At 68.0% G+C, this 22,531-nt stretch carries 26 protein-coding genes and 1 pseudogene; 21 read left to right on the top strand and 6 right to left on the bottom strand.

Annotated elements, in window-relative coordinates; all coding sequences use genetic code 11:
* Nucleotides 1-107 precede the first annotated feature (107 nt).
* The 4 genes from ssd to GM1_RS15040 are packed head-to-tail and all read left to right on the top strand — an operon-like array spanning nt 108 to nt 3,677.
* On the top strand, nt 108-1,151 hold the full coding sequence (gene ssd, locus GM1_RS15055; RefSeq protein ID WP_008380182.1) for a septum site-determining protein Ssd: 1,044 nt from the start codon (nt 108-110) through the stop codon (nt 1,149-1,151).
* A complete protein-coding gene (locus GM1_RS15050) occupies nt 1,148-2,323 on the top strand; it encodes a TadA family conjugal transfer-associated ATPase (RefSeq protein WP_008380181.1) in 1,176 nt (391 codons plus the stop codon). The genes ssd and GM1_RS15050 overlap by 4 nt, the downstream gene beginning before the upstream one ends.
* Nucleotides 2,320-3,096, top strand: coding sequence for a type II secretion system F family protein (locus GM1_RS15045; protein WP_040520306.1), 777 nt, complete (start codon nt 2,320-2,322; stop codon nt 3,094-3,096). Before GM1_RS15050 ends, GM1_RS15045 begins: the two co-directional genes overlap by 4 nt.
* On the top strand, nt 3,093-3,677 hold the full coding sequence (locus GM1_RS15040) for a type II secretion system F family protein (RefSeq protein ID WP_008380177.1): 585 nt from the start codon (nt 3,093-3,095) through the stop codon (nt 3,675-3,677). The genes GM1_RS15045 and GM1_RS15040 overlap by 4 nt, the downstream gene beginning before the upstream one ends.
* Before the next feature lie 88 nt (nt 3,678-3,765).
* Here GM1_RS15040 and GM1_RS15035 read toward each other — a convergent pair whose 3' ends face one another.
* From GM1_RS15035 to GM1_RS15020, 4 genes are all read right to left on the bottom strand, one after another.
* Entirely contained in the window at nt 3,766-4,521 is a 756-nt protein-coding gene (locus GM1_RS15035; RefSeq protein WP_040520305.1) for a class I SAM-dependent methyltransferase, read from the bottom strand.
* A gap of 125 nt (nt 4,522-4,646) precedes the next feature.
* Entirely contained in the window at nt 4,647-5,249 is a 603-nt protein-coding gene (locus GM1_RS15030; RefSeq protein ID WP_008380173.1) for a hypothetical protein, read from the bottom strand.
* A gap of 74 nt (nt 5,250-5,323) precedes the next feature.
* Nucleotides 5,324-6,382 (bottom strand): cutinase family protein, encoded by a 1,059-nt coding sequence (locus tag GM1_RS15025; protein WP_008380171.1) that lies wholly within the window; start codon nt 6,380-6,382, stop codon nt 5,324-5,326.
* Between the two features lie 39 nt (nt 6,383-6,421).
* Nucleotides 6,422-6,712, bottom strand: a complete 291-nt coding sequence (locus GM1_RS15020) for a helix-turn-helix domain-containing protein (RefSeq protein WP_008380169.1) — start codon at nt 6,710-6,712, stop codon at nt 6,422-6,424.
* Between the two features lie 643 nt (nt 6,713-7,355).
* On the opposite strand from GM1_RS15020, the gene GM1_RS22760 reads away from it, so the two are divergent.
* The 13 genes from GM1_RS22760 to GM1_RS14965 all read left to right on the top strand — a co-directional run bounded on the left by GM1_RS22760 (nt 7,356) and on the right by GM1_RS14965 (nt 18,887).
* Nucleotides 7,356-7,454, top strand: coding sequence for a DUF4244 domain-containing protein (locus GM1_RS22760; protein ID WP_217997954.1), 99 nt, complete (start codon nt 7,356-7,358; stop codon nt 7,452-7,454).
* A 29-nt stretch (nt 7,455-7,483) separates the two neighbouring features.
* Complete coding sequence (locus GM1_RS15015; protein WP_223291308.1) at nt 7,484-9,169, top strand: recombinase family protein; 1,686 nt, start codon at nt 7,484-7,486, stop codon at nt 9,167-9,169.
* Nucleotides 9,170-9,334: 165 nt separating this feature from the next.
* Entirely contained in the window at nt 9,335-9,622 is a 288-nt protein-coding gene (locus GM1_RS15010) for a hypothetical protein (RefSeq protein ID WP_008380166.1), read from the top strand.
* A gap of 183 nt (nt 9,623-9,805) precedes the next feature.
* Entirely contained in the window at nt 9,806-9,976 is a 171-nt protein-coding gene (locus GM1_RS22375) for a hypothetical protein (protein ID WP_008380165.1), read from the top strand.
* Nucleotides 9,973-10,197 (top strand): hypothetical protein, encoded by a 225-nt coding sequence (locus GM1_RS15005; protein ID WP_008380163.1) that lies wholly within the window; start codon nt 9,973-9,975, stop codon nt 10,195-10,197. Before GM1_RS22375 ends, GM1_RS15005 begins: the two co-directional genes overlap by 4 nt.
* Nucleotides 10,198-11,164: 967 nt before the next feature.
* Nucleotides 11,165-11,359 carry a hypothetical protein gene (locus GM1_RS15000; protein WP_008380161.1) on the top strand — a complete coding sequence of 65 codons (195 nt, stop codon included), beginning with the start codon at nt 11,165-11,167 and terminating at the stop codon, nt 11,357-11,359.
* 138 nt (nt 11,360-11,497) lie between these two features.
* Nucleotides 11,498-13,423, top strand: a complete 1,926-nt coding sequence (locus GM1_RS14995; protein ID WP_008380159.1) for a DNA primase family protein — start codon at nt 11,498-11,500, stop codon at nt 13,421-13,423.
* A complete protein-coding gene (nrdH, locus tag GM1_RS14990) occupies nt 13,420-13,662 on the top strand; it encodes a glutaredoxin-like protein NrdH (protein WP_008380158.1) in 243 nt (80 codons plus the stop codon). The genes GM1_RS14995 and nrdH overlap by 4 nt, the downstream gene beginning before the upstream one ends.
* A complete protein-coding gene (locus tag GM1_RS14985; RefSeq protein WP_008380157.1) occupies nt 13,656-14,792 on the top strand; it encodes a DUF2637 domain-containing protein in 1,137 nt (378 codons plus the stop codon). The genes nrdH and GM1_RS14985 overlap by 7 nt, the downstream gene beginning before the upstream one ends.
* 522 nt (nt 14,793-15,314) lie before the next feature.
* Entirely contained in the window at nt 15,315-16,016 is a 702-nt protein-coding gene (locus tag GM1_RS14980; RefSeq protein ID WP_157436062.1) for a hypothetical protein, read from the top strand.
* Nucleotides 16,016-18,241 carry a relaxase/mobilization nuclease domain-containing protein gene (locus GM1_RS14975; protein WP_008380155.1) on the top strand — a complete coding sequence of 742 codons (2,226 nt, stop codon included), beginning with the start codon at nt 16,016-16,018 and terminating at the stop codon, nt 18,239-18,241. The genes GM1_RS14980 and GM1_RS14975 overlap by 1 nt, the downstream gene beginning before the upstream one ends.
* A complete protein-coding gene (locus GM1_RS14970) occupies nt 18,238-18,525 on the top strand; it encodes a hypothetical protein (RefSeq protein ID WP_008380154.1) in 288 nt (95 codons plus the stop codon). The genes GM1_RS14975 and GM1_RS14970 overlap by 4 nt, the downstream gene beginning before the upstream one ends.
* Nucleotides 18,522-18,887, top strand: a complete 366-nt coding sequence (locus tag GM1_RS14965) for a hypothetical protein (RefSeq protein ID WP_008380152.1) — start codon at nt 18,522-18,524, stop codon at nt 18,885-18,887. Before GM1_RS14970 ends, GM1_RS14965 begins: the two co-directional genes overlap by 4 nt.
* A 62-nt stretch (nt 18,888-18,949) precedes the next feature.
* Here GM1_RS14965 and GM1_RS14960 read toward each other — a convergent pair whose 3' ends face one another.
* Both GM1_RS14960 and GM1_RS14955 read right to left on the bottom strand, forming a co-directional pair.
* Nucleotides 18,950-20,428 (bottom strand): type IV secretory system conjugative DNA transfer family protein, encoded by a 1,479-nt coding sequence (locus GM1_RS14960; RefSeq protein ID WP_008380150.1) that lies wholly within the window; start codon nt 20,426-20,428, stop codon nt 18,950-18,952.
* Nucleotides 20,425-20,694 (bottom strand): hypothetical protein, encoded by a 270-nt coding sequence (locus GM1_RS14955; RefSeq protein WP_008380149.1) that lies wholly within the window; start codon nt 20,692-20,694, stop codon nt 20,425-20,427. Before GM1_RS14955 ends, GM1_RS14960 begins: the two co-directional genes overlap by 4 nt.
* A 99-nt stretch (nt 20,695-20,793) precedes the next feature.
* On the opposite strand from GM1_RS14955, the gene GM1_RS22370 reads away from it, so the two are divergent.
* The 4 genes and pseudogenes from GM1_RS22370 to GM1_RS14940 form a co-directional block, all read left to right on the top strand.
* Nucleotides 20,794-20,955: a hypothetical protein gene (locus GM1_RS22370; RefSeq protein WP_008380148.1), complete on the top strand. Its 162-nt coding sequence runs from the start codon at nt 20,794-20,796 to the stop codon at nt 20,953-20,955.
* Nucleotides 20,952-21,791, top strand: a complete 840-nt coding sequence (locus tag GM1_RS14950) for a hypothetical protein (RefSeq protein WP_008380146.1) — start codon at nt 20,952-20,954, stop codon at nt 21,789-21,791. Before GM1_RS22370 ends, GM1_RS14950 begins: the two co-directional genes overlap by 4 nt.
* The gene (locus tag GM1_RS14945; protein ID WP_008380145.1) at nt 21,788-22,075 is read left to right on the top strand and encodes a hypothetical protein; all 288 of its coding nucleotides are present in this window, start codon (nt 21,788-21,790) and stop codon (nt 22,073-22,075) included. The genes GM1_RS14950 and GM1_RS14945 overlap by 4 nt, the downstream gene beginning before the upstream one ends.
* Nucleotides 22,072-22,531 (top strand): annotated as a pseudogene (locus GM1_RS14940) (hypothetical protein); the annotation flags it as partial. The gene GM1_RS14945 and the pseudogene GM1_RS14940, both read left to right, overlap by 4 nt.

Below are 22,531 nucleotides of genomic sequence, written 5' to 3'. Positions count from 1 at the left end.
CCGGGGCGAGGTGTCGAAATGACGCACCGAGCATCGCCCGCCGACATGGCGCAAGCCTGTGGATAACGCACTTCCGCTTTTCTGACATCGGGTCGACGATGTCGGCCATGAGTGATGTGCTGCTGGTTCTGACCGATCCCGTCCTCCACCCGGATGTGGCCCGGTGCGCTGCCGCGACCGGGTACGCGGTGGTGATCGGCGAACCGTCGTCGTGCCGACACGACTGGCTCAGGGCGACGGCCGTCGCCGCGGACGCCGAGGCGCTGGAGGCGCTGACCACGCTGCGTCCACCGCGGAGACCCGGGCTCGTGGTGGTCGGCGCCGGAGACGATCAGCGGGGCTGGCAGCTGGGGATGGCGCTGGGTGCGCAGGGCGGATTTGTGCTGCCAGACGAGGAGTCGGCCCTGGTGAGCGCGTTGTCGGAGTTCCGCCGCCCGGTTCGCAGGCCGGCGGGCGCCGTCGCCGTGATCGGAGGGCACGGCGGAGCCGGAGCCTCCACGTTGGCAGTCGCGGTTGCGCTCACCGCCGGAGTGTCGGACGACGTGCTGCTCATCGATGCCGATCAGGCGGGCGCAGGCGCCGATCTCCTCCTCGGAGTCGAGGAGAAATCGGGGCTCCGATGGGCGGACGTGACCGGCGAGACCGGTGTGATCAGCGGCCCTGCGCTGCGGGCCGCCCTTCCGCGCGTGGGCCGCGTGAGCGTGATCGGGCCTGCCCGCGACGACGTGTCACCGCTGCGGCCGGACACGGTTCTCGCCGTCGTCGATGCAGGCCGAACGGCAGGTGACGTGGTTGTCGCCGACGTCGGACGCGAACCGGGCCCGTCGGCGTCGGGGCTGATCGACACGGCAGACTTCATCGTGGTCGTGACGACGGCGTCGGTGCATGCGGTGGCGGCGACACGTCGGACGGCTGCCCGGATGGTCGGCGATCGTGACGCAGTGCTCGTTGTTCGGGGGCCGTCGCCGGGAGGACTGCGTGCACGCGACGTCGCCGATGCGGTGGGGATTCCGCTTCTCGGCGGCTACCGGCCGGAACGGTCCCTCTCAGCGCGGTGTGAAGCGTCGGGGCTGCGGTTGCGTCGCCGAGGACCGCTGACAACGGCGGCGCGCGACGTGTGCGATCGCCTGACGGTCGGTGCCCGGCGATGACGGCCGCACGTGCCGATCTGCTCGATCGGGTGAGGGAACGGCTCGCCGGGCAGACGTCAGACCTCGATCCGTCGGTGATCGCCGACGCCATCCGCGCCGAATCGGGTGGCCTGCTCGGCGACACCGACCTGCTCGACGTGCTGCGTTACCTGCAGACCGAGATGGTCGGCGCCGGTCGTCTCGAGGGATTGCTCGCGGAGCCTGCTGTGACCGACGTGCTGGTTGTGGGTCCGTCCGCGGTCTGGGCAGATCGTGGTGACGGGCTTGAGCTCACCGACGTTCGCTTCGACGACGAGGCCTCGGTCCGTCGCCTCGCGGGCAGACTCGCGCTCGGTGCGGGTCGTCGGCTCGACGACGCGCAGCCGTGGGTGGACGGGCAGCTGTCCGGTGTCGGTCGTCGGGGGATCGCTGTCCGCCTGCACGCGATGATCCCGCCCCTCGCCATCGACGGGACCTGCATCTCGCTGCGGGTGCTGCGCAGCGCGACGCAGACTTTCGACGCACTCGCCGCGGCCGGCGCGATCGACCCGGAGATCGTTGACGTGCTCAGGCGCATCGTGGTCAGACGCCTCGCGTTCCTGATCGTCGGCGGCACGGGTACCGGCAAGACGACGCTGTTGAACGCACTGCTCGGCGAGTGCGGTCCAGACGAACGGATCATCACCGTGGAAGACGCGTCGGAGCTCGAACCACAACATCCGCACGTCGTCCGACTCGTGGCGCGAACAGCGAATGTCGAAGGGGTGGGAGATGTGCCGGTGCGGACGCTGGTACGCCAAGCGCTCCGAATGCGACCCGATCGGATCATCGTCGGCGAGGTCCGGGGAGCGGAGGTGATCGACCTGCTCGTCGCCTTGAACACCGGCCACGATGGGTGCGGAGGCACGCTGCACGCGAACTCGACGTCAGAGGTCCCGGCTCGGATGGAAGCGCTCGCAGCTCTCGGCGGGATGGACCGGATCGCGCTGCACAGTCAGTTGGCCGCGGCGATCCAAGTGGTGCTGGGACTGGGGCGTGACGCGCGCGGTCGGCGTGGGATCGCGGAGATCGGCGTCCTCGATCGTGGAGACGACGGCCTAGCATCGATTGCCTCCGTGTGGTCGCGGGACTCCGGTTTCACCGATGCTCGCGACAAGTTGGACGCGATACTCGATCGGCGGCGTGTCCGATGAGTGTCGGGCCGCTGCTTGCGGCGGCAGGCGCAGTGGTGCTGTTGTGGCCTCGACCCGCTGTCTTGCGGCGACTACCGGGGCAGCGGGGCCTCTCAATCGATGTCCGCGCGGTCGATCCGATGTGGGCGGTGGGGGTATCGCCGCTGCTCATAGGGCTGGCCGTCGGTGCGGCCCCGGCGGTCGCGGCGGCGTTGGTCGCCGCCACGGTGATCGGCGTGCGCCGCCGGTCGGTCCGCCGCGCCGCACAGGACGTTCGTGATGCGCAGGTGCGTCGAGCGTTGTCGGTGATGATCGCGGAGATGTCTGTCGGGGCGCCGATCGTGCACGCTTGTCGATCGGCGTCGGACGAGCTCTCGAGGGACGGGCCGTCCGACGTCGGGAGCGAGCTGGCGAGGATGGCCGCCCGAGCCGAACTCGGCGGTGATCCGGTCGACGGCGCCGCGGGGTTGGACCGTCTCGCTGCGGCGTGGGCTGCGTCGGCCGGCAAGGGGCTGCCGATGATCGACCTGATGCAGTCGCTGCGCGCCGATCTCGCCGCTCGCGCCGAACATGCGTCACGCACGCGCGCGGGGCTGGCCGGGCCGCGGGCGACGGCGACCGTGTTGGCGATGCTGCCGCTGCTCGGAGTTGCGCTGGGGCAGGCGATGGGCGCTGAGCCGTTGGCTGTTCTCCTGCGTCCGGGCGTCGGTGGAATCCTGCTGGTCATCGGTACTGGCTTGGCCGTCGCGGGCGTCTGGTGGACAGTCGCCATCACCGAGAAGGTGGTGCGGTGATTCTGCCGATCGCGGTGTGCGTCTGCACCGCCCTGTGGATCTGGCCGGGCGCGGACTGGACCTTGGCGAGAGTCGTCGAGCGGCCACGATCGGTCCGCGAAGCCCGGTGGCTGGGTCGTGGACGGTCGCGACCCGATCCGTTCGACACGGCGGCCGCCTACGACATGTTCGCGGTCTGCCTTCGGAGCGGACTGCCGGTGTCGTCCGCAGCCGAGATCGCGGCTGACGGTGCTCCCGTCGCCGTCGCAGTACCGATGCTGCGGGCCGCGGAACTGCTCGCGTTGGGAGCGGATCCTGAGGCGGCGTGGACATTCGAGCGGGGAACGGACGACCCGTCGTTCGCCGACCTCGCGTCGTTGGCGAGGCGTGCGTCGCGGGCGGGGGCGTCATTGGCCGACGGCGTCGCCGACCTCGCCGGCCAGATGCGGCGGGTTGAAGCGGATCGGGCGTTGGAGGCGGCAGAGAAGGCCGGTGTGAAGGTCAGCGGGCCACTCGGGTTGTGCTTCTTGCCGGCGTTCGTGTGCCTCGGCATCGTGCCGGTGGTGATCGGCCTGGCGTCGGGGATGCTGGGCTCGGTCTGAGGGCCTGTGGACAGCGGGTGGAACCGAATCGACACCGTGCGTTGCTTGTTCAGGATCCGTCGGTAGGCCCGTCGGTGGTGTCGTCGGGCTACGGCCGCCGTGCCTCGATGAGATGGCGCGTCGAATGGGCGACGAATGGACCGCTGCGCTCGATCTGCTGGTGCATGTCGAGTAGGCGGTCGCGGTACTTCTCGACGGTGAACCCCGGAACCCACCAGACCACCTTGCGCAGCAGATACACCACGGCCGCGACGTCGTTGATCTCGATGCGCAGGCTGGCGGTGCGCAGATCGACGACTTCCAGTCCGGCTGCTCTCGCCGCGTCCGCTTCGTCGTCGGGGTGACGTCCGCGCCGCGCTTGAGGTTGGGGACCGAGGAAGAACTCGATGAGTTCGAAGGCGCTCGCCGGCCCCACATGCTGGGCGAAGTATGTGCCGCCCGGTCGAAGGACACGGGCGATCTCGTCCCACCACACGGTCGCGGGGTGGCGGCTGGTGACAAGGTCGAAGGCTTCGCTCGCGAAGGGCAGTGGTGGCTCGTCGGCGTCGGCGACGACGGCCACCCCGCGCGGATGCAGCAGTCGGGTGGCTTTGTCGATGTTCGGCGGCCACGACTCGGTCGCCACCGCCGTCGGTGGAAAGACTGCGGCCTCGGCGAGGACCTCGCCTCCTCCAGTCTGGATATCGAGCGAGGCCGATGCCCTGCCGAGCCGTTCGGCGAGTTGGACGGCGTACCGCCATTCGGGACGTTCCTCGGTAGCGCGGCCTGCGAGCCAGGAGAAGTCCCACCCCGAGACGTCGGCTTCAGTCCCGATCTTGATCAAGGCGTCGAATGCGTCAGCCACGCACCTGATGGTCTCACGCCTAACTGCTGTGGAAATCGATGGAACCGGATCCATGCTTTGCGCGTCTTCACCTATGAAGGGCTCGACCAGCGAGTCCGACGATGTTGACTGAGCACAGCGCGGGCTCAGGAGAGGAACAGGCCGGCGATGCCGCCGCCAGCGATCCAGCCCCAATCGCCGCCTGACGTTTTGGCAGCCTTCTTGGCGGCCGACCCCTTGCCGGTGCCGACGAGGCGGATCGCCGAGCCGTCCGGTGACATCTCGATCGCCCACTCGTCGGCCCAGAACTCGGTCGTGGGCATGAGCCCGTCGGGGACCACGACGACGCGAACGACGCGTTGCTGGGCCGCGGGCTGGTACTGCGGTTGGGCTGGCGGATAAGCCGCGTGCTGGGGTGCCTGGAATCCCTGCTGGACCGGGGCGGGCGGGTACGAGCCCTGTACGGGCGGGAAGCCGACCGGTGGCAGGGTGGCCGCGCTCGACGCTCCGCTGGCGATCGAGCCGAGGACAGCCTCGTCGATGTGGGCAGCGGGGTCGGTGAGCAGGGCGTCGTACGCGGCCCGGCGCTGCTGGTCGCCGAGGATGCGTCGGGCTGTCTCGATGCGGCCACGAGTGGTCGTATCGTAGTGATCGACCGTGTCGAGCTGAGCAGTGAGCTGCGCCGCGAAGTCAGCGCAGGTCTGGCTGCGATCAAGCGCGTGGGCGGCGTAGAGATCGATGTGGGGCATGGTGTCCTCCGGGTCGGGATGATTGGTTGATGCGTGAGTGCGGGCGCGCACGATGTCGATCGACGACGGAATCGTCAGCCGAGCGCCTTCTGCTTGACGAACGCGCGCCAGTTGTCGGGGGCGTAGCCGGCGGTGTGCAGCAGCGGCCCGATGCCCCAGTCGATGGCGCCGGGCTTGTTCGAGCACACGGTGTCGCCGCTGACGCACCAGGACAGAAGATTTCCGCGCCAATCGGAGGCGAACGGTGTGGCGGTGGAGTTCCCGAGAATCGAGATCGCGAGGTCGGTGAAAGCGATGCCGGTGTAAGCCTTGGCGTCGCCCTTGACGATGACGTTCGGGTCGGACGGCTGGCGGTCACCGTCGGCGATCAGGACACCGATGATTGAGCCATTCGGCGAGATCGACTGCAAGGTCCGGTGCATCACCATCGCCCCTTGCGAGTAGCCGACGGCGACGATCGTCGAGTCAGGGCACCGGTCGGCAGCGTCGGTGATCAATGTGGTCGCTCGCGACACGCCTGTGGTTATCGAATCCAAGAAAACCTGAGGCTGCGTGGCAAGTGTCGACACCGCCGCGGCCGGGTAATCGACGGTCTGCTTCTCAACGCGCTTATCCATGTCGTTGGCGTCGTTGAGTAGGTTCTCGAAGGTATCGCCGACGAACTCACCCATTCCGTCGTGAGTGCGTACCTTCGCTTCGCTGCGCTGGCCCGATCCGGCCGCGCCGACGAATATGACATCCGCACAGTCGGATGATCCGGACGAAGAGGACGTTGCGGTGGCGATGACCACCGTCGACGCGAGCAGCACGGCGACGATCCCGGCGACGAGGAGCTTCTTGTTGAGTCGGCGTCGTGGCGACGCCGGTACGGGTGCCAGCGGTGCCGGTGCGCGTCCTGCGATGAAGGCGAGCGACTGCTCGCCGATGGTCGGCGCGGCCGGATCAGCGAGCGCTGCGTCATAGTGGGCGCGACGTGCCGGGTCTCCGAGGATGGCGCGGGCCGTGTCGATGCGCCTGCGCGACAAGGCGTCTCGCGGGTCGGTCGCGTTGAGCTGTGCGGTGAGCTGAGCGGCCAGAGTCGCCGGCGTTTGTCGCCGGTCGAGGCCGTAGACCCGGTACAGGTCGATGTGCATGGTGTCCCCCTGGATGAGGTGGACATGCAGATAGGAGTGCTAGTCGAGCGTGCGGCCCGCGGCCTCGTTGGCCTCGGCTGCGGGGTAGAGCGCGCTCGGCTTGGTGCCCAGTGCGCGGGCCAGGTCCCACAGGCGATCCGAGCTGATGCTCGCGTCGCCCTTCTCCAGCCGTACGACGGCTGACCGGGACAGTCCCGATGCCTGTGCGAGCTGGGACTGGTTCAGTCCGGCCTGCTCACGAGCTGCGACCAGCGCTGCGGCCAGTGCTTCCCTACGCACGACGCGGTCCCGCCGCTGCCGCGGCGTGAGGCGATCGTCGGGTGCGGGCACCTGGCAATCTTCCCACGAGCAGTGTCGTGCTTCCCTGCATGTCTTCCTCGATGTGTGATGGCGATAATCGATGTGTCTCTAGCGACACAATAAGATCATGGAATATCCGGTATGGCGCAAGTGGGTCATTCAACGAACCGACCCGGAGTGACCGGGAAAACTGGTTACCTCCTAGAAATGTCCGACTGGCCCGTGAGGTGCGCAAACGGGCCCGATGCGTGGTGTCGGACTGTTTCTAGCAGCGAAATGCGACAGCGGGAAGTGCTGCGGGAGAAGGCGATTCGGAGGGCTCGACCGATGCGGCACCCCATGCAATATCATCTGCCGCATATCATATCACATATGTCAAGAAGTATGATGGACATCACTGTCGTGTCGGTTGGCTGAATAAGGCGGCTGGGTTGGTCCGACTTGGCTTAGCTGCTGTGCCCGGGTCTAGATCCATGACGCCTGCGCGAGCGCGTTTCATGCTTCTTGTCCGTGTTGGTATGCCTCGGAATCGTTCCGTTGGCGATCGGCGTCGCGTCGGGGATGCTCGGCTCGGTCTGAGTGCCTGTGGACAGTGAGTGGAACCGGATCGGTGCCCGGTGCGTCTTCACTTACGAGGGCCCGATAGGAGGGTTCGACGACCGCAGGGGGAGAAATGCGCACTGCTCGATGGACCAACGAGATCAAGACGCTCGCCGGCCGGTTGATCGCCGATGAGGAGGGGATGTCGACGGCCGAGTATTCCATTGGATAGTCTTACACCCTTTGCGTACCCTCGATGACGTGGGAGAATCCGAAAATCGACCCGAGAAGCAGCGCGCCTTGATGGTCGTCCGGCTGTCGCGCGAGACCGAGGCGACGACCAGTCCGGAGCGGCAGCTCAAGGATTGCGAGGAACTGTGCGCCGAACGCGGCTACGAGGTGGTCGGGGTCGCGGAAGACCTCAACGTGAGCGCGGCGGTGAAGCCGCAAGAGAGGCCGAAGCTGGGTGCATGGCTAAAGACGCCAGAGCGGTACGACGTCATCGTGTTCTACCGGATGGACCGCCTCGTGCGGCGCCTGGCGGACCTCGCGGACCTGATCTCGTGGGGTCAGGAGAACCACGTCAAGCTCGTGAGCGCGAACGAGAAGTTCCTGGACCTCGACACTCCCTTCGGCGACATCATCGCGCTGCTGGTGGCCAAGGTCGCGGAGATGGAGCTGGAGGCGATCCGGGCACGCACCGGCAGCGCGTCGCGGCACACGCTGGTGTCCGGTCGGTGGCGCGGCGGCGTGCCGCCGTGGGGCTACCTGCCGGAGAAGGACGGCAAGCACTGGAAGCTGGTGCAGGACCCGCAGCAGGTGGCGGTGATCCGCGAGATCGTCGACCGCGTACTGGCGCACGAGCCTCTGCGTGCCATCGCGCACGACCTGACCAAACGCGGGGTCCCCACTGCCCGGGACCGGGTCTCGGAGGCGAGCGGCCGGGAAATGGAGGGCTTCGAGTGGCACTCCTCGCCGCTGAAGCGGGCACTGACCTCGCCGACGCTGCTCGGCCAGATCGTGATGCGCGAGGCCGTGCTCGATGCTGACGGCCAGGCGCTGCGCGACGCGAAGGGCAACCGGGTGCTCGGCAAGGAGGAGGTCGTGGTGGACGAGGCGGGGGTGCCGGTGGTGCGTGCCGAGCCCATCCTGAGCCGCGACGTGTTCGACCGGGTGGGCAAGGAGCTGGCCGGCCGGGAGAACCGGAAGGAGCCCACCAAGCGTTCGTCGGGTCTGCTGCTGCGGGTGATCTACTGCGGCGCCTGCGGGAGGCCGGCGTACAGACTCAAAGGCGGCCCCGGACGCAAGCCGCGCTACCGCTGCGGCTCGGCGCAGGACACCCGGCAGTGCGACAACCGGACCATACCGCTGGAGGATGCCGACAGGGAAGTCACCGAGAAGGTCCTGGACACGCTCGGCAGCATGGAGCGGATGAAGCGGGTCTGGTTCACCGGGAACGACGTGCTGGCGGAACTGGACGAGGTGCGCGAGATGCTCGCCGATCTCGCGGAGCAGATCGGCACGCCGGCGTTCCGTCGGGGAACGCCCGGCAGGGAGCGGATGGACGCGCGGATCAAGGCTCTGTCCATTCGGCAGCAGGAGCTGGAGGCGATGCCGGTCGAGCAGGCCGGGTGGCGATATGAGGGAACCGGGCAGACCCTCGGCGAGTGGTGGGCCGAGCAGGACGACTCCGCGCGGAACCTGTGGCTCCGGCAGTCGGGCATTCGAGCGAGCTGGACCTCGCACACCGTGAACGGCCGGACGGTTCGCGATTCCTGGGTGATCGACATGGGCAAGCCGGACCTGGACGCGGAGGAACTGCCAGGGATGGTGGCCAGGATGGCGGAGCTGAAGGGGATTGACGCGTGGGGCCACGTGGAAAACTTGAGGGGGCTTCCCGAGACACTGGCCGCGGCCTACTGGCAGCAGGGCGACTCGCTGGACTGAGGAAGCACGGCTGTTTCATTCGGTTGCCGTCGCAGTGTTCACGGTGGACACGCTGCCGTTTCCAAGCCTGTCCTGGCGAATCGCGGTCGGCAGACCTGGTGTGAGCAGGGCCGTGCGGGGCAGACCCGGTGTGAGCCAGGACAGTCGTGAGGAGCAGGCAGGTGGATGGCCGAGGTGCAAGACCGTCTGACAGCGATCGACGGCAAGCTGATGGTGCCGTCACCCTCGCCGGCCTCGGTGTTCGTCGACGGGATCGCGGTCAGCGCCGACGACGCCGAGCGCGAGGCCCGGGTGCGAGAGGCGTGGGAGGCCCTTGACGTGGACAGACAGCGCCGGATCGTGGAGGAGATGGTGACAGTGAAGATCCTCCCGGCACCGCGCGGCGTGCGCGACTTCATGCCCGAGCTGATCGTGGTCCGGGCGCGTCGGATTGACAGTCGGTCGGAGCGTTGACAGCATTGCTTGCGAGTGTTGTCGCACTATGACGGCTGACCCGCTCCGGTACCGCGCCCGGGGCCAGCAGGTTCGACCTGCACGGGTGTTAACGGGCGGTCCGCGAAGTGGCAAGAGGCCACACGGCGGCTGAGACAGATGACCCGGTACTAAAGCACTCCTCGTTCTTCGAGGAGCCCTGCCGTGCGCGCAGCGTCCCAGGCCACTGGTGGCCACCCGTCGTCCGAGTCCCGTGAGACCGCGCTGGAGCTGGCCCGTGCGGCCGGCCGCAAGGTCGGCAAGCGGCTCGCCCGCAATCCCCTGACCGACCGCCAGCGCCGCGTGCTGGCCGCTACTTTCGACGGTGCCCAGTGACGGCCCCGGCCGCCACGGCGGTGACGCGGCTGCAGGGCCTGGTGGAGGCGCGCCGGGCGCTGGACGCCCGGATCGCCGAGGAGGTGCAGGCCGCCCGGGACGAGGGCGCCAGCTGGACGGCGATCGGTCCTGCGATGGGCGTCACCCGGCAGGCCGCGCTCTCCAAGTACGGGAAGCTCGTCGGTGCGCAGCAGGCCGGTGCGAGCTGGGACGTGCGATGAGGAGCGGGCGGGCGTGGTACGTCGCGGTCGTCACTGCGGGCCGTGGCCGCAGTGTGCACTGCGGCAACGCTGCTGTCTCCACGCCCGTCCTGGCCGACCGCGGTCTGCCGACCCGGTGCGAGCCGGACGGTGCGCAGCAGGACTGGTGTGAGCGGGGACGCGCGATGAGGAGCAGGCAGGTGCGTGACAGCGGGCTGTTTCATCAGGCCTGTCTCACCTGCGCTCTGCGGTCACCGTTGCTGCTTCCGTCCTGTCCTGGCCTACCGCGGTCTGCTGACCGGTGTACCGCTTTTTACCCATGTTCCTCAAAAGCGGTACAAAAAGCGGTACACGGTTTTTGCAGGTCAGAGGGTGGTTCCACTGTTGTTGTACCGTTTTTGATTTTCAAAAAAGGTACAGTATATATGCAGGTCAGAGGTAGTTTCTGGTCGCAAAAGCCGCACTTGTACCGCTTTTGTTGGCATATAAGTCTCACTGCTGGAGATTCCAACGGTTCTTCTCCATTTGTGGACTTGGGTTTTGAGAAAAAGCGGTACACCGGTACATGGGGGTTACGCGGGGCGCTGACCTGCGGTTATGTCCGGAAATCGTGTACCGCTTCTGGAATTCAAAAAGCGGTACAACGCTGCTTTGACGCATCAGGAGCCACTTACGTCACATCAGCGCCTCCGGGCGCCTGGACTGCGCCGCGGCGGCATCTGACTGGAGGTTCACAGTTGTCTCACCATGTCCGAACGCCGAGGATGGCATGTGAATTGCATCACATCAATGCTGCAGAAAGTTATTCGAGTACTAGAATAACGCCTTTTCAGCGCGGGGGCCCTGGTTCGAAGGACACCGTTTCTCGCCACGCCGTGCCGCTGGCCGGTAGCCGTGACCTGCGAATTCACTTACCGTCGGCGTTGGGCTTGCAGACGTTGCAAGCCGGTTGTGGGTGGCGATCGATGCGTGAGAGGAGGTGAGTGAGATGAGTGAGATGACGGCGCAGCCCAAGAAGAAGTGGGCGAGCCTGCAGCAGTACGCGGACGCGTTCGGCGTGGATCACTCCACCGCGCAGCGGTGGTTCCACGCCGGCCTGATCCCCGGCGCTCGGCAGGTGGCCCCACGCAGGGCGATCCGAGTACCGGCCGAGCTGGTCACCGACTCCGCGTCGGTGGCCTGAAATAGCGAGAGGCCGCCCCCTCGGCAAAGGGGTGCGACCTCTCTGAAGTCCAGATAGACCAACATGTGAAAGGGACTGCTCATGTCCATTCAGAAACCAGTATATCCAAACCCTGTAGGCGATGGTAGCGCGACAAGGTTGTCTTTCGACGAAGTCAATCCGAACCCGGCGCTCAGCCACAACGGCCGCCCGTTCGAGAAGTCGATCGCCACCATCTCCTCTGAAGTGGCCGACAAGTTCTTGTCGCCGGACCGGATCGCCACCCTCAAGGCGCTGCCGCCCGCACTCGTGCGCGACAGCTTCCTCGACGAGATCAATCGGCGTATCCACGCCCAGAACCTCCAGGTCACCGGCTACAAGGACCCCGAGACCGGCGAGAAGGTACCGCCGAGCATCAACGGCATCAAGCGCAGTCCGCTGCCCAGGCTGGGGTTTTCGGAGATCGCCCGGCTGGTTGCGGCTATGCACGACATCGTTCGGCTGAAGCCGCGGGGGAAGACGGTTTCGGACCCGTCGGACGACGCTCTGGTGATCTACGCGGGCGATCCGTCCAGTGAGGACTACGGAACCTACTCCGCGAGCGAGACACGGCTGAGGGAGCGCGCCCACGAGTACTTTCCGGACATGTCGACCAAGGAGTTCGCTGAGGTCAGGGCTGTGCTGTTCGATGCGGCGCCGCGCCGCGAGCGCGGCACCGACCGCGACCTGATCGCGGCCAACAACTGCATCGTCGACTACAACGGCGGTGACCCGCGACGCATCGAGTTCAGCCCGGAGCACGTCTTCCTGGCCAAGCTCGCCGTCGACTGGAACCCCGACGCGGTCAACCCGGTGATCCACAACGACGCCGACGGCACCGACTGGGACGTGGAGTCCTGGATGGGCGGCTTCTTCCCGGTGGTCGATGAGCATGGAAATGCCGTCCACCCAGAGAACGAGGGCATGTCCGAATTGCTCTGGGAGATCGTCGGAGCCACCGTGCGCCCCTACGTGAGCTGGGACAAGTGCGCCTTCTTCTTCGGCACCAAGGGCAACAACGGCAAGGGGACCTTGTTGTCCATGATGCGCAACATGCTGGGCGGCGCGAGCGCTTCGATCCCGCTGGCCGACTTCGCCAGGGATTTCCTGCTCGAACCACTCCTGGCGGCCAGCGCCGTCCTCGTCGACGAGAACGACGTGGGCACGTTCGTGGAGAAGGGCGCCAACTTCAAGGCGGTGGTGACCAACGACGTCGTCACCATCAACCGCAAGCACCGGCCGCCCATCGCCCACCAGCACTGGGGCTTCATGGTCCAGTGCCTCAACGACTCGCCCACGATCAAGGACAAGTCCGAGTCGTTCTACCGCCGGCAGCTGTTCGTGAAGTTCACCAAGTCCTTCACCGGGGCCGAGCGCCGCTACATCAAGGACGACTACCTCAAGCGCAAGGACGTGCTGGAGTACGTGCTCAAGCGCGTGCTGACCATGGACTACTACGCGCTCTCCGAGCCGGAGGCCGTCAAACGCGCACTGGAGGAGTTCAAGGAGACGAGCGACCCGCTGCGCGCCTGGTGGAACGAGTTCCGCAACGAGTTCGTCTGGGACCTGCTGCCCTTCCAGTTCGGCTACGACCACTTCCGCGCCTTCATGGCCAAGAACATGCCGCACTCCAAGCCGATCGGGCGCAACAAGTTCATCGACTCGCTGGTCGAGCTGGTCGACGGCGACGAGACGAGCCAGTGGTACTGCGAGGACAAGAGCGCCAAGCACCGCCCCGGCTCGCGCATGGTGCGCCCCGAGACCCAGATCTTCGAGTTCGACCTGGAGGACTGGAAGAACCCCAAGGCGTCCAAGGGCGACGTCGTGCGCATCTCGACGATCAGCGGCGACCGTCTCAAGGCGCACTATCGGGGCTTGTTGCGGCGCAGCGTCAACGAGATCCCCAGTGAGATGGCCGACCTCAGCGACGAGCCGACCCCCGCCTCGCCTCCTTGGGCGTCCCCGTCCGCAGGCGACGGTGTCCACCCCGATCCGTTCGTGGGCGACACCATCGTGGCGCCCCTGACCGAGGAGCCCGAGGCATGATCACCGTCTACAGCAAGCCTGCATGCGTGCAGTGCAACGCGACGTACCGGGCCCTCGACAAGCTCGGGCTGGACTACACCGTCGTCGACATCGGCGTCGACGACGAGGCCCGCGACTACGTGATGGCGCTGGGCCATCTGGCCGCGCCCGTGGTGGTGGCGGGCGAGGAGCACTGGTCGGGATTCCGGCCCGAGCGAGTCAAGGATCTGACGAACAAGAAGGAGGCGCAGCCATGCTGAACAAGTTCCGAAGCGATCCGGGGATCGAGACCTACGGGCGCGGTTACGCCTGGGCGCTGGTGCTGTTCTTCACTGCGGCGTCGGTGCTGCTGAACGGGGCGCACGCTGTGCTCGGGATGGCCGGCGAGTCGCCCTGGGCGAAGTTCTGGGCGGTCGTGACGGCCGTCCTGTTCCCCCTGGCGGTGCTCGCCGAGACGCATTTCCTGGTGAACCTGATCCGCGAGTGGGACATGCGGGCGCGGTGGATCGCGGCCCTGCGGATCGTGTGCATCCTCGCTGTCTTGGTGGTCGCGTACATCGCGTTCGTGCGGAGCTTCTACGCGCTGGGCGACATGGCGGCGCTGATGGGCATCCCGGACGAGGACTGGTGGATGCTTCCGGCCTCGATCGACGCGATGATCATCCTGTCCACTCTCGGCGTCGTGATCGCGGAGGGCCAGATGGCTCTCGACCGCGACGAGGGTGCGGTCGACCAGCCTCTGGGCGGGCCGGTGCCGTTGGTCGTCACTGACGAGCTGACGGCCCCCGAGCCCCAACTGGCGGCCCCGGTGACGAGCCGAACTGACGGGCCGTCCGTCAGTAGCGCCCTCGAACTGACGGACGCTACTGACGAACTGACAACGATCGAGGCCGTCAGTGACGATGACGAACTGACGGTTTCCGGGCCCGTCACTCGGTCCGGACGTACTGACGAAGCGCAGGTCACAACGGTGCCCAGCCTCGTCACTGACGAACTGACGACCCTGGAGCAGGTCGTCAGTGATGATGTCGTCAGTGCGGAGACTGCCGTCAGTGACGATGTCCCGCTCATTTCTACTGACGAAGCTGCCCCCGCCAGTTCGTCAGTGACGACCGCTGACGAGCGAACTGACGGGGCGGCAACTGACGACGGACTGATCGTGCTCGCCGAACAGGTGCGCAGCCGCAAGGGGCTGCGGGCCCCGGCGCCGAAGGTGGCGGCGGCTCTGGAGCAGGCTGCGGCCGGGCAGAGCCCGACAGCGATCGCGAAGGAGATCGGCGGCTCGCACAACACGATCCGCGGCTGGATCGAGGAAGCACGGGATCTCGACCCGGGCTACGCTGCCCGCCTCGACGGCAAGCCGCAGCTGGTCGCGGTCGGCAGCGACTGACGGCAGGAGCGACGGTAGGACCCCGGCACCGCAGGAGGTGCCGGGGTCCTTCTGCGTCTGGGGCGCACATGAACTGTCTCCCAGGCGCAGATGATGTGCGCCCGTGCAGCAGATCAGTTGTCGGTTTGCGGCAGATGTTCTGCCGATCGGGCGTGGTGGGCCACATCATTTGCGCTCCAGGCGCAGATGATCTGGCTCTGAAGCGCACATCATCTGTCGCAGGAACGCAGATCAATTGCGCTCAGCCCAGCTGACGGGGCTCGTTTCGGCTCTGCGGTACTGCCAACGGGGTGCGCCGAACAGGCCAGCACCCGGGCAGGCACCCGTTCTGGAATCGGGCGCGAGCCCGGAAAGGCCTGGGGTCCAGGGGCGCGCAGCGGCCCCTGGCGAGCCCACGCGCACCCGAACGGAGTGAGGGCGGAATACAGAGTCGGCGAAGCCGACGATGTATTACGGCGTGGAAGCTCGCCGAGGACCACGACTCAGGCGCGCAAGCGCCTGCAGTAGGGTACAGTGGTCCTCATGACGAAGGCGGTGAGCAGGCAAGATCGGGCGGCGGCAGCCGTCGATCTTGAGCTGCTCGCGGCCGAAGTCGCCGATGCGGTGAAGGGCCCCCGGGGCCCGGAGCCGGAGCAGGCGTCGGTGGCCGACGCGCTCGCGCGTCGAGCCGACGGCGAGACGTACGCGGCGATCGCTGCGGCGATCGGCGTCAGCGAGAAGCGCGCGGCGAGCTGGTGCCGAGAAGCGGCGCGGATCGACGCCCGCTTCGACGCCCGCGAGGCCAAGCCGCGGCGGGCGCGCGATCACTCGCGGCGGGTCGGGACCAAGATGCTCACCGCGCGCATCGAGGCCGGCCTGCTGGAGCTGGTGGCCAGGCGCGCGGGTGACGAGGGCCGGTCGACGACCGCGGTGGTCGAGGCGGCGCTGAGGAGCTACGTCGGCCGCAAGGTCGCCGGGCTGGAGACGGCGGTGCGCCGGGAGCTGCGAAAGCGCCTCAAGGAGGAGCTGCGCGAGCTGGCCAGCGCGATCGGTGCGCACGACGCCGAGCTGAGCCGGCAGGGCAACAACCTGAACCAGCTGACCGCGTTCTGCAACCGATACAAGGAACTGCCGGTCAGCATCACCGACGAGCTGGCGGCGACGCGGCGCGCGCTCGACGAGAACAGGGCGGCCACGGAGCGGCTGCACGAGACCGTGCTGGCCAGATTCGAGGGTGGTGACTGATGGTCGCCACGATGCTTAGCTCGGTCGACAGCGCCTGGGGTCTGGACGACTACCTCAGCGCGGGCACGCCGGCGCACGACCAGGCCAACCCGGCGGGTCCGAGCCAGCGGGTCGAGTACTGCTCGACGATCGGCGACTGCCGCCCCGAGACGTACCTGGCCGACGTGGGCCGGACCCGTGCCGACTACGGCAAGACGAAGCTAGAGCTGGAGACCTATCACCTGATCTTCAGCCATTCCCACCAGGAGCTGGACCCAGACGACCCTTACCAGGTCTGGCTGGCGCACGAGTTCGCCAAGGAGGCCTCGGCGAAGGCGTTCCCCGGTCGGCAGATCAAGATCACGACCCAAGCCGATAACGGGCGCTGGGAGGAGAGCGCGCAGACCGGCGAGCGGGTCTGGGTCAAGGGCAAGATCCACAGCCACTGCCAGATCGCCAACGTCGCCGAGGAAGCGGTGACCCTGGAGTGGACCGACAAGAACGGCAACGCGAAGACGGTCCACTACCCCGCCGGGCGCGCGGTCTCCAGCGACATGAAGAACCTCGCTCGCATCCGGTACCAGGTGACCGACCCGCTGGTGATGGAGCGCTTCGGCTTCGACAACGAGGCCTACATGGAAGCGTGTCGAGGCTTCGGGAACGATGGGAACGGCAATTTCGGAAGCCTGGGCGCCGGCGATCGCAAGGCGCTGGCCAGGGCCGCCGAGGGCAAGACGAACGCCTACGACGAGCTGCGCATGCGACTGCGCATTGCCCGGGCCCAAGCCACCGACTGGGGCGACTACGAGGCGCGACTGGCCGCCGACGGCGTCCACACGCTGCGCCGCGGCGGCAACGGCGACGGCGTGAGCTACAAGTGGATCGACGCCGACAGCGGGGTCGCCTCGCGACCCGCCCGCGCCGGCGGCCGCAGCGGTGTCGGCGACGAGTTCAAGTACGCATCGGTCGTCGAGCAGTGCGAGCGCAACGCTGCGGCCATAGAGCGCGGCGAGACTCTCGTGGTCCCCGAGCGGGTGCTGGTAGTGCCGACCAACTCGACGGCGGCCGACCGGCCCAAGCCGGTCTATCTGACCGCCGACGGCAAGCCGCCGTGGGAGGACGACCAGGCGCTGGAGGCGTACGCGGCGCAGGTGCGCTCCACTGGCGGCACCTATGAGGGGCTGGCCGCCCAGGCCACGGTGTCGGCCGAGCCGGTCGAGGGCGTGACCCTCGACGAGAACCTGCACGGTCAGATCACCGCGACCGTGGACACACCGTCCGGGCCGCTGGTGATGGATGTGGACGAGACCGTCGCGAAGCGCCGGAAGGAACTCGACGAACGGTTCCAGGATGTCCGCAAGGAGCTCAACGCATGGAAGATCGAACTCGATGATCGTGAGCGTCGGATCGAGGACGAGGTCGATGAGGCCGTCGCCGCTCGCGCGTCAGCCTGGAAAGCGACCGAGAGGCCGCGCCTGGACAGGGACGCCCGTGCTGAAGGATTCGCTGCCGGTGAGGCCGCAGGACGGGCTCAGGCCGAAAAGACGATCACCAACGCCGAGGAGAAGGCTCAAGGGATCATCACCGCTGCCAAGACCGAGGCCCGGGAGACCAAGCGGGCCGCCGACGCCGCCGCTGCGCAGCAGGAGGCCGAGCTGCTGAGCGCGATGACCGAGGCCATCGTGCAGTCGAAGGCCTCCGAGGCCGTCGCGTCGGGCAGGGCTGACGATCCGGCCGCCGCGGCGCAGAGCGAGCGGGAGAAGTACGAGAAGCACCCCTTGAAGGATCTCGACCAAGGCAAGCGGCTGCTCGGGCATGTGTCCAGTCGGTTCGCCCATGCGGGCGATCAGCTCCAGGAGCGTGCCGAGGCCGTTGCCGAGCAGGAAGCCGGAGTGGCCGAGCAGCTGCGCGAAGCCTCCGGGCTGACGCCCGAGCAAGCGGCGCAGCGGGTGCTCGACGAGTACTCCGTGAAGGCCCGCGATGCACTGGAGAGTTACTGGGTGCCGCAGGTCGAGTACGGCGAGAAGGGCGCGGTTCGCGCGGTAACGGGCAGCGACGGGAAGCAGGCGTACACCACCGCCTGGGACCAGCTGCAGACCGACGTCGCTCACGGCCCCGGGCAGGGTGCCGACGTCACGGTCGGCCAGCTCCGCCGCGACGGTCGCAAGGCGATGAGGCGTGCGGACGAGGCGGCCAGCCTGAATCGCACCAGTACTAAGAGTCAGGAGAAGGGATTCGGACAGTGACCACAGCACCGACTGCGAAGGACGAGCAGACGGCGAGGGACTGCGTGGCCGAGGCCGCCGACCTCGACGCCGAGGCGACGCTGCTGGAACAACAGGCCGACGAGCGCTACGAGGACGGACCGCGGCTCTACGGCGGCGGGACGCTCATGCACATGCGGAGCCTGGACGTCGCAGACGGCTACCGCAGACGGGCAGCGGCGCTGCGGCACAGAGCCCGCAAGTGGCGGGCGACAGCGCACTTCCTGCGCACAGGGGTGCGGCTCGACGAGAAGGATTGGAAGTGACCGGCATGACCGAGACCGACACCGCGGCGCAGCGCCGTCAGCAGGAGGAGCGCGAGCAGCGGACCGCCGACATCAGGCGACTGCTCGACCAGGGCGGCTCCGAGGAGGTGGCCAAGAAGTACGGCAAGTCCGAACTGGCCAGCAGCGAGTACAAGGCCGCGCAGCGCCAGCGCCAGGCCGCACAGGCACGTCGCCGTGAGGCGGCGGAGGCGCGGGCCCGCGACGGCCGCGAGCGGGACCAGGGACAGAAGCCGCGCACCCGGCAGGAGATGGTCGACGCGCAGCGGTCGTTCGAGCGGTCAGGCGCCAAGGCCCAGGGCCGCGGCCGTGAGCGGGTCCAGTCGCAAGGACAGGCGATGTGACGGACGAGGCGAAGAACAGGACCCCCGCACCGACTCGGTGCGGGGGTCCTGTCGTCCGTGGGCTAGGCGAGGTCGGTGCCGGTGATGTCGACCAGGCGCACCCGCACGCCGGCCATGCCGCCCAGCAGCAGCCGGCCGTAGGAGATCCGCGGGTCGGTGCGCGAGCGCGGCGGCGGCAGCAGCTCGGCGTGGGTGGGCTGCACGAGCTGGCGGCTGTGCGAGGTGCGCCCGCCCGCGTCGAGGCTGGTCACCACGCGCTCCTCTGGCGGCGTCGTCTCGGCCGCGTCCTTGAGCATTTGTGTCTCCCCGGCCCCGGGCAGGATGAGGGCGGCGGGCATGATGGCCCTGAATTCATCTGCGGCGGCTTGGCCCCAGAGCCGGGTGAGGCTCTTTGTCGACTGGAGTCCCAGACAGAGACGAATGCCGAGTCCTCGGCCCTCTGAAATCCACCTGTTGGTGTAGCGCGCGGGGATCTGCGCACCGTTGACGAACTCGTCGAGGACCATCATCACGGGGTCGAGCTTGCCGACGCGCTTGCGCCAGTACTTGACGATCTCGATGAGCACGGTGCAGACCACCGTGGGCGCCGCGCCGTCCATTCCGGCGACGATGTGCAGGGTGCCGCCGGAGGCCAGCATCGACGGGTTGAACACCTTGGCTCCCGGTGCCGCGGTGGACTCCATCGCCCAGGCGCCCATCGCCACCTGCATGTTTATGCCGATCGAATCACGCTGGCGCTCGTCCATCGCGCGGGCGGCCAGCAGCGAGTCGGCGTGGCGCGAGCCGACCGAGTGGGCGCGCATGTAGGCCGTTTTCCAGTTCGGCGTGGCCATGTCGAGCGGCGGGTCATCCTCGTCCTCATCGACCTCGTCGTCGAGGCCCTCCTGGGTGAGGCCGCGGCCGCCGCCCTCGGCCGCGTCGGGGCCGACGTTCTCCGCGGCTTCGAGCGCCCACACGATCCCGCCGCCCCAGGTCATCTGCTGGGTGTCCGGGTCGCGGTAGAAGCCGCCGGCGCGCAGCAGGCAGGCCAGCCGCCGTCGTGCCAGCGACTTCCAGAACGCGGAGTCGCCCGAGCCCTGCCCGTCGCCGCCCGCGCCGACGTCGCCGATCTGCATCAACAACGAGGCCATCTCCATCGCCTCGTCGTCGGTCTCGATCCAGCTGCACGGGTCGATGCGCACCGGTGTCAGGTCGACACCCTTGATCTGGCTGTCCCGGATCTCGCCGCTCAGGTCCATGACGTACTGGGTTCCGAGCTGAGCGCGGCGACGGATCGTCAGCTCGCTCAGGTCGCCCTTCGACGACATCACCACCAACGCGCGGGGACCCCAGCGGACGCAGTTCGGTGCGAGAACGGTCCGGCTTTTGCCAGAGCCCGTTTTTCCGATTACCGCCAAATGTGGTGCGGTAAAAGCGATTTCGCCGTCAGCGCGCCCGTAGTTGGCCTCGTCGGTGATGACGCCAGGTTTTCCGTCGGCAGCTGGCGGCACGTCGAGCAGTCCCGCGAAGGGCTGGTCGGTGATCTCGGTGCCGGTGCTCATGTGCTCTCCTTCTTCTGCTGCTGGTGGCGGGCCTTCATGACCCTCGCCCCGGTGCGGCGGCGGCGCTCGCGGTCCGCCTCGCGCACTCTGCTGATGGCCTCGCGCACCTCCGCGTCGTCAGCGTGGTCGAGGCCGTGCTCCACGAGCGCCCGGGACAGCAGTCCGACCGACAGGTCGACCTCCGCCCCCAGCACTCGCAGGCGCTCTGCCTGCTGCTTCGTCAAAGTCACGGCAATCCTTCTCTCCTCCGGCACCTGGTCGTTCATGGGGTGTCCTCCCTCAGTCTACTGTATTGTTGTAGATACGAGACCATTGCTGTATCTTCGTATCTATAAGGCTTCAGCATTACACCATGAGGAGTAGCCATGAGCAGGGACAACGGCAAGCGGCCGCTATGGACACGACGATGGGTGCTGCTGGCGCTGACAGCGGCCGTCCTGTTCGGCTCGGGCTACGCGGTGGGCGCCAGCGGAGACCGCGGCACCAGGCCGGCACCGGCACCGACGGTCGAGCAGGTGCGGCCGTGAGTGTCCAGCGATGGGAGCGCGCACGCGCGGCCTGGCTGACCGGGCACTCCGACGGCCACGGCCCCCTGTCGGCGACCATGCGGCGGCGCTCGGAGATCCTCGAACGCTCGGCACGACGCAGCGAGCGCTCGGGCGCGGGGATCACCGCGACCGCGGTGCAGGACGAGATCTCGCCCGGCCTGTGGCACCGGCTGACCCACGACGGCGACGGCTCGCGGCACCACCGGCCCCGGTGGACGGCGGTCGCGGTGGTCGTGGCCATCTTCCTCGGTCCCGGCCTGCTGGCCGGGCACGGCTTCTACAAGGTGCTCTGGCGACGCAGTCCGTCGATCGGCCGGCTGTGGGCCTGGCCGTGGGTCGGTACCGCAGTCCTGGCCGCGCTGGTCCTGGCCGTGCGCGGCGTGGGCTTCCGGCCGGTGCCTAACCTGGACCGCCGCTTCCCGCTGAGCCTGGTCGAGACGGGCCCGCTGTGGGCGCTGGTCGCCTGGCAGCTGGCGGTGGCCTGCCTGACCGTGGCCGCGCTGATCGCGCTGTGGGGCTGGCGGGGCGTGCCAGCCAAGGCCGTCGGCGCGCCGATCAAGAACAGCGACGGCAGCTTCCGCGAGGTGCGCGAGGACGAGAAGGTCGACCTCGACCCGTGGAAGGACCACGGCCTGCCGCAGCCCGACGAGACCGAGACCCCGGAGCCGGAGAGCGCCTACGAGAAGTGGGAGGCCGAGCAGCAGCGCAAGGCCGACCTCGACGCGATCTACGGCGCGGTGGCCACGGAGCCGCCGGTCGACGAGGCCGAGCCGGACGAGAGCGGCGCCGCCGCCGAGGACGAGGACGAGCGGTGACCGCGCTCGCCGAGCTGCTCGGTCTGGAGGCCCCGCTGCCGCTGACCACGCCGGTCGAGGACCAGGAGGACGTGATGGAGACCGATCAGAGCCCGAGCCGCTGGATCGCGGCGCTGATCGTGCTGGCGGTGCTGGCCGGGATCGCGGTCGTCGTGCTCGGGATCGTCTACGGCGGCCCGTGGCGGTGGGCCGGGGACGCGGTGGCGGTGGTCGGCATCGTGGCGATCGTGGTGCCCGGACTCGCAGACCGCAAGAACGACAACGGCATTGAGGAGAAGAAATGACCGGGCCGCAGCAACCGATCTCGGTGAACATTCAAACCGGTGCTGGCGAGATCATCAGAATCGTCGCGACCCTGCTCATGTTCGGCGGCGTGGGAATGCTGCTGTGGACCTTGGCGCAGGGACCGCTGGCCGAGGCGGCGAGCATCGTCGGGGCCGCCGCATCGGCGTTCTTCGTCGGCCAGCTCTGGCGGCGCGGCGTCATCGGCGTGCCGACGGCGGCGGGCCGGAGCACCGGCCCGCGGTCGGTGGCCGCGGCTGCGAACGCGGTGCGCGGCACCTTCCTGCGCACCTGCGCGATTGGCACGCTGCTGGCCATCGCGCTGGGCTACGGGGTGGCCTTCTTGGCGGTCCGCGGGGCCGTCGAGGCTCTGCTGTCGCCCGTCGTCGGTGAGACGGTGGCCGACTACGCCTCGATCGCGCTGACGGGGGCAATGGCGTTCCTGGTCGCGCAGCTGT

The organism is Gordonia malaquae NBRC 108250 (assembly GCF_000344135.1).
GTDB lineage: Bacteria > Actinomycetota > Actinomycetes > Mycobacteriales > Mycobacteriaceae > Gordonia > Gordonia malaquae.
This window is presented reverse-complemented; position numbering and strand designations above follow the sequence as displayed.

Excerpts from the sequence above, each read along its gene's own strand:
- ssd (WP_008380182.1), top strand. The coding sequence starts at position 108 with ATGAGTGATGTGCTGCTGGTTCTGACCGATCCCGTCCTCCACCCGGAT.
- GM1_RS15050 (WP_008380181.1), top strand. The coding sequence starts at position 1,148 with ATGACGGCCGCACGTGCCGATCTGCTCGATCGGGTGAGGGAACGGCTC.
- GM1_RS15045 (WP_040520306.1), top strand. The coding sequence starts at position 2,320 with ATGAGTGTCGGGCCGCTGCTTGCGGCGGCAGGCGCAGTGGTGCTGTTG.
- GM1_RS15030 (WP_008380173.1), bottom strand. The coding sequence starts at position 5,249 with ATGCCCCACATCGATCTCTACGCCGCCCACGCGCTTGATCGCAGCCAG.
- GM1_RS15025 (WP_008380171.1), bottom strand. The coding sequence starts at position 6,382 with ATGCACATCGACCTGTACCGGGTCTACGGCCTCGACCGGCGACAAACG.
- GM1_RS22760 (WP_217997954.1), top strand. The coding sequence starts at position 7,356 with ATGCGCACTGCTCGATGGACCAACGAGATCAAGACGCTCGCCGGCCGG.
- GM1_RS15010 (WP_008380166.1), top strand. The coding sequence starts at position 9,335 with ATGGCCGAGGTGCAAGACCGTCTGACAGCGATCGACGGCAAGCTGATG.
- GM1_RS15000 (WP_008380161.1), top strand. The coding sequence starts at position 11,165 with ATGAGTGAGATGACGGCGCAGCCCAAGAAGAAGTGGGCGAGCCTGCAG.
- nrdH (WP_008380158.1), top strand. The coding sequence starts at position 13,420 with ATGATCACCGTCTACAGCAAGCCTGCATGCGTGCAGTGCAACGCGACG.
- GM1_RS14985 (WP_008380157.1), top strand. The coding sequence starts at position 13,656 with ATGCTGAACAAGTTCCGAAGCGATCCGGGGATCGAGACCTACGGGCGC.
- GM1_RS14980 (WP_157436062.1), top strand. The coding sequence starts at position 15,315 with ATGACGAAGGCGGTGAGCAGGCAAGATCGGGCGGCGGCAGCCGTCGAT.
- GM1_RS14975 (WP_008380155.1), top strand. The coding sequence starts at position 16,016 with ATGGTCGCCACGATGCTTAGCTCGGTCGACAGCGCCTGGGGTCTGGAC.
- GM1_RS14960 (WP_008380150.1), bottom strand. The coding sequence starts at position 20,428 with ATGAGCACCGGCACCGAGATCACCGACCAGCCCTTCGCGGGACTGCTC.
- GM1_RS14955 (WP_008380149.1), bottom strand. The coding sequence starts at position 20,694 with ATGAACGACCAGGTGCCGGAGGAGAGAAGGATTGCCGTGACTTTGACG.
- GM1_RS22370 (WP_008380148.1), top strand. The coding sequence starts at position 20,794 with ATGAGCAGGGACAACGGCAAGCGGCCGCTATGGACACGACGATGGGTG.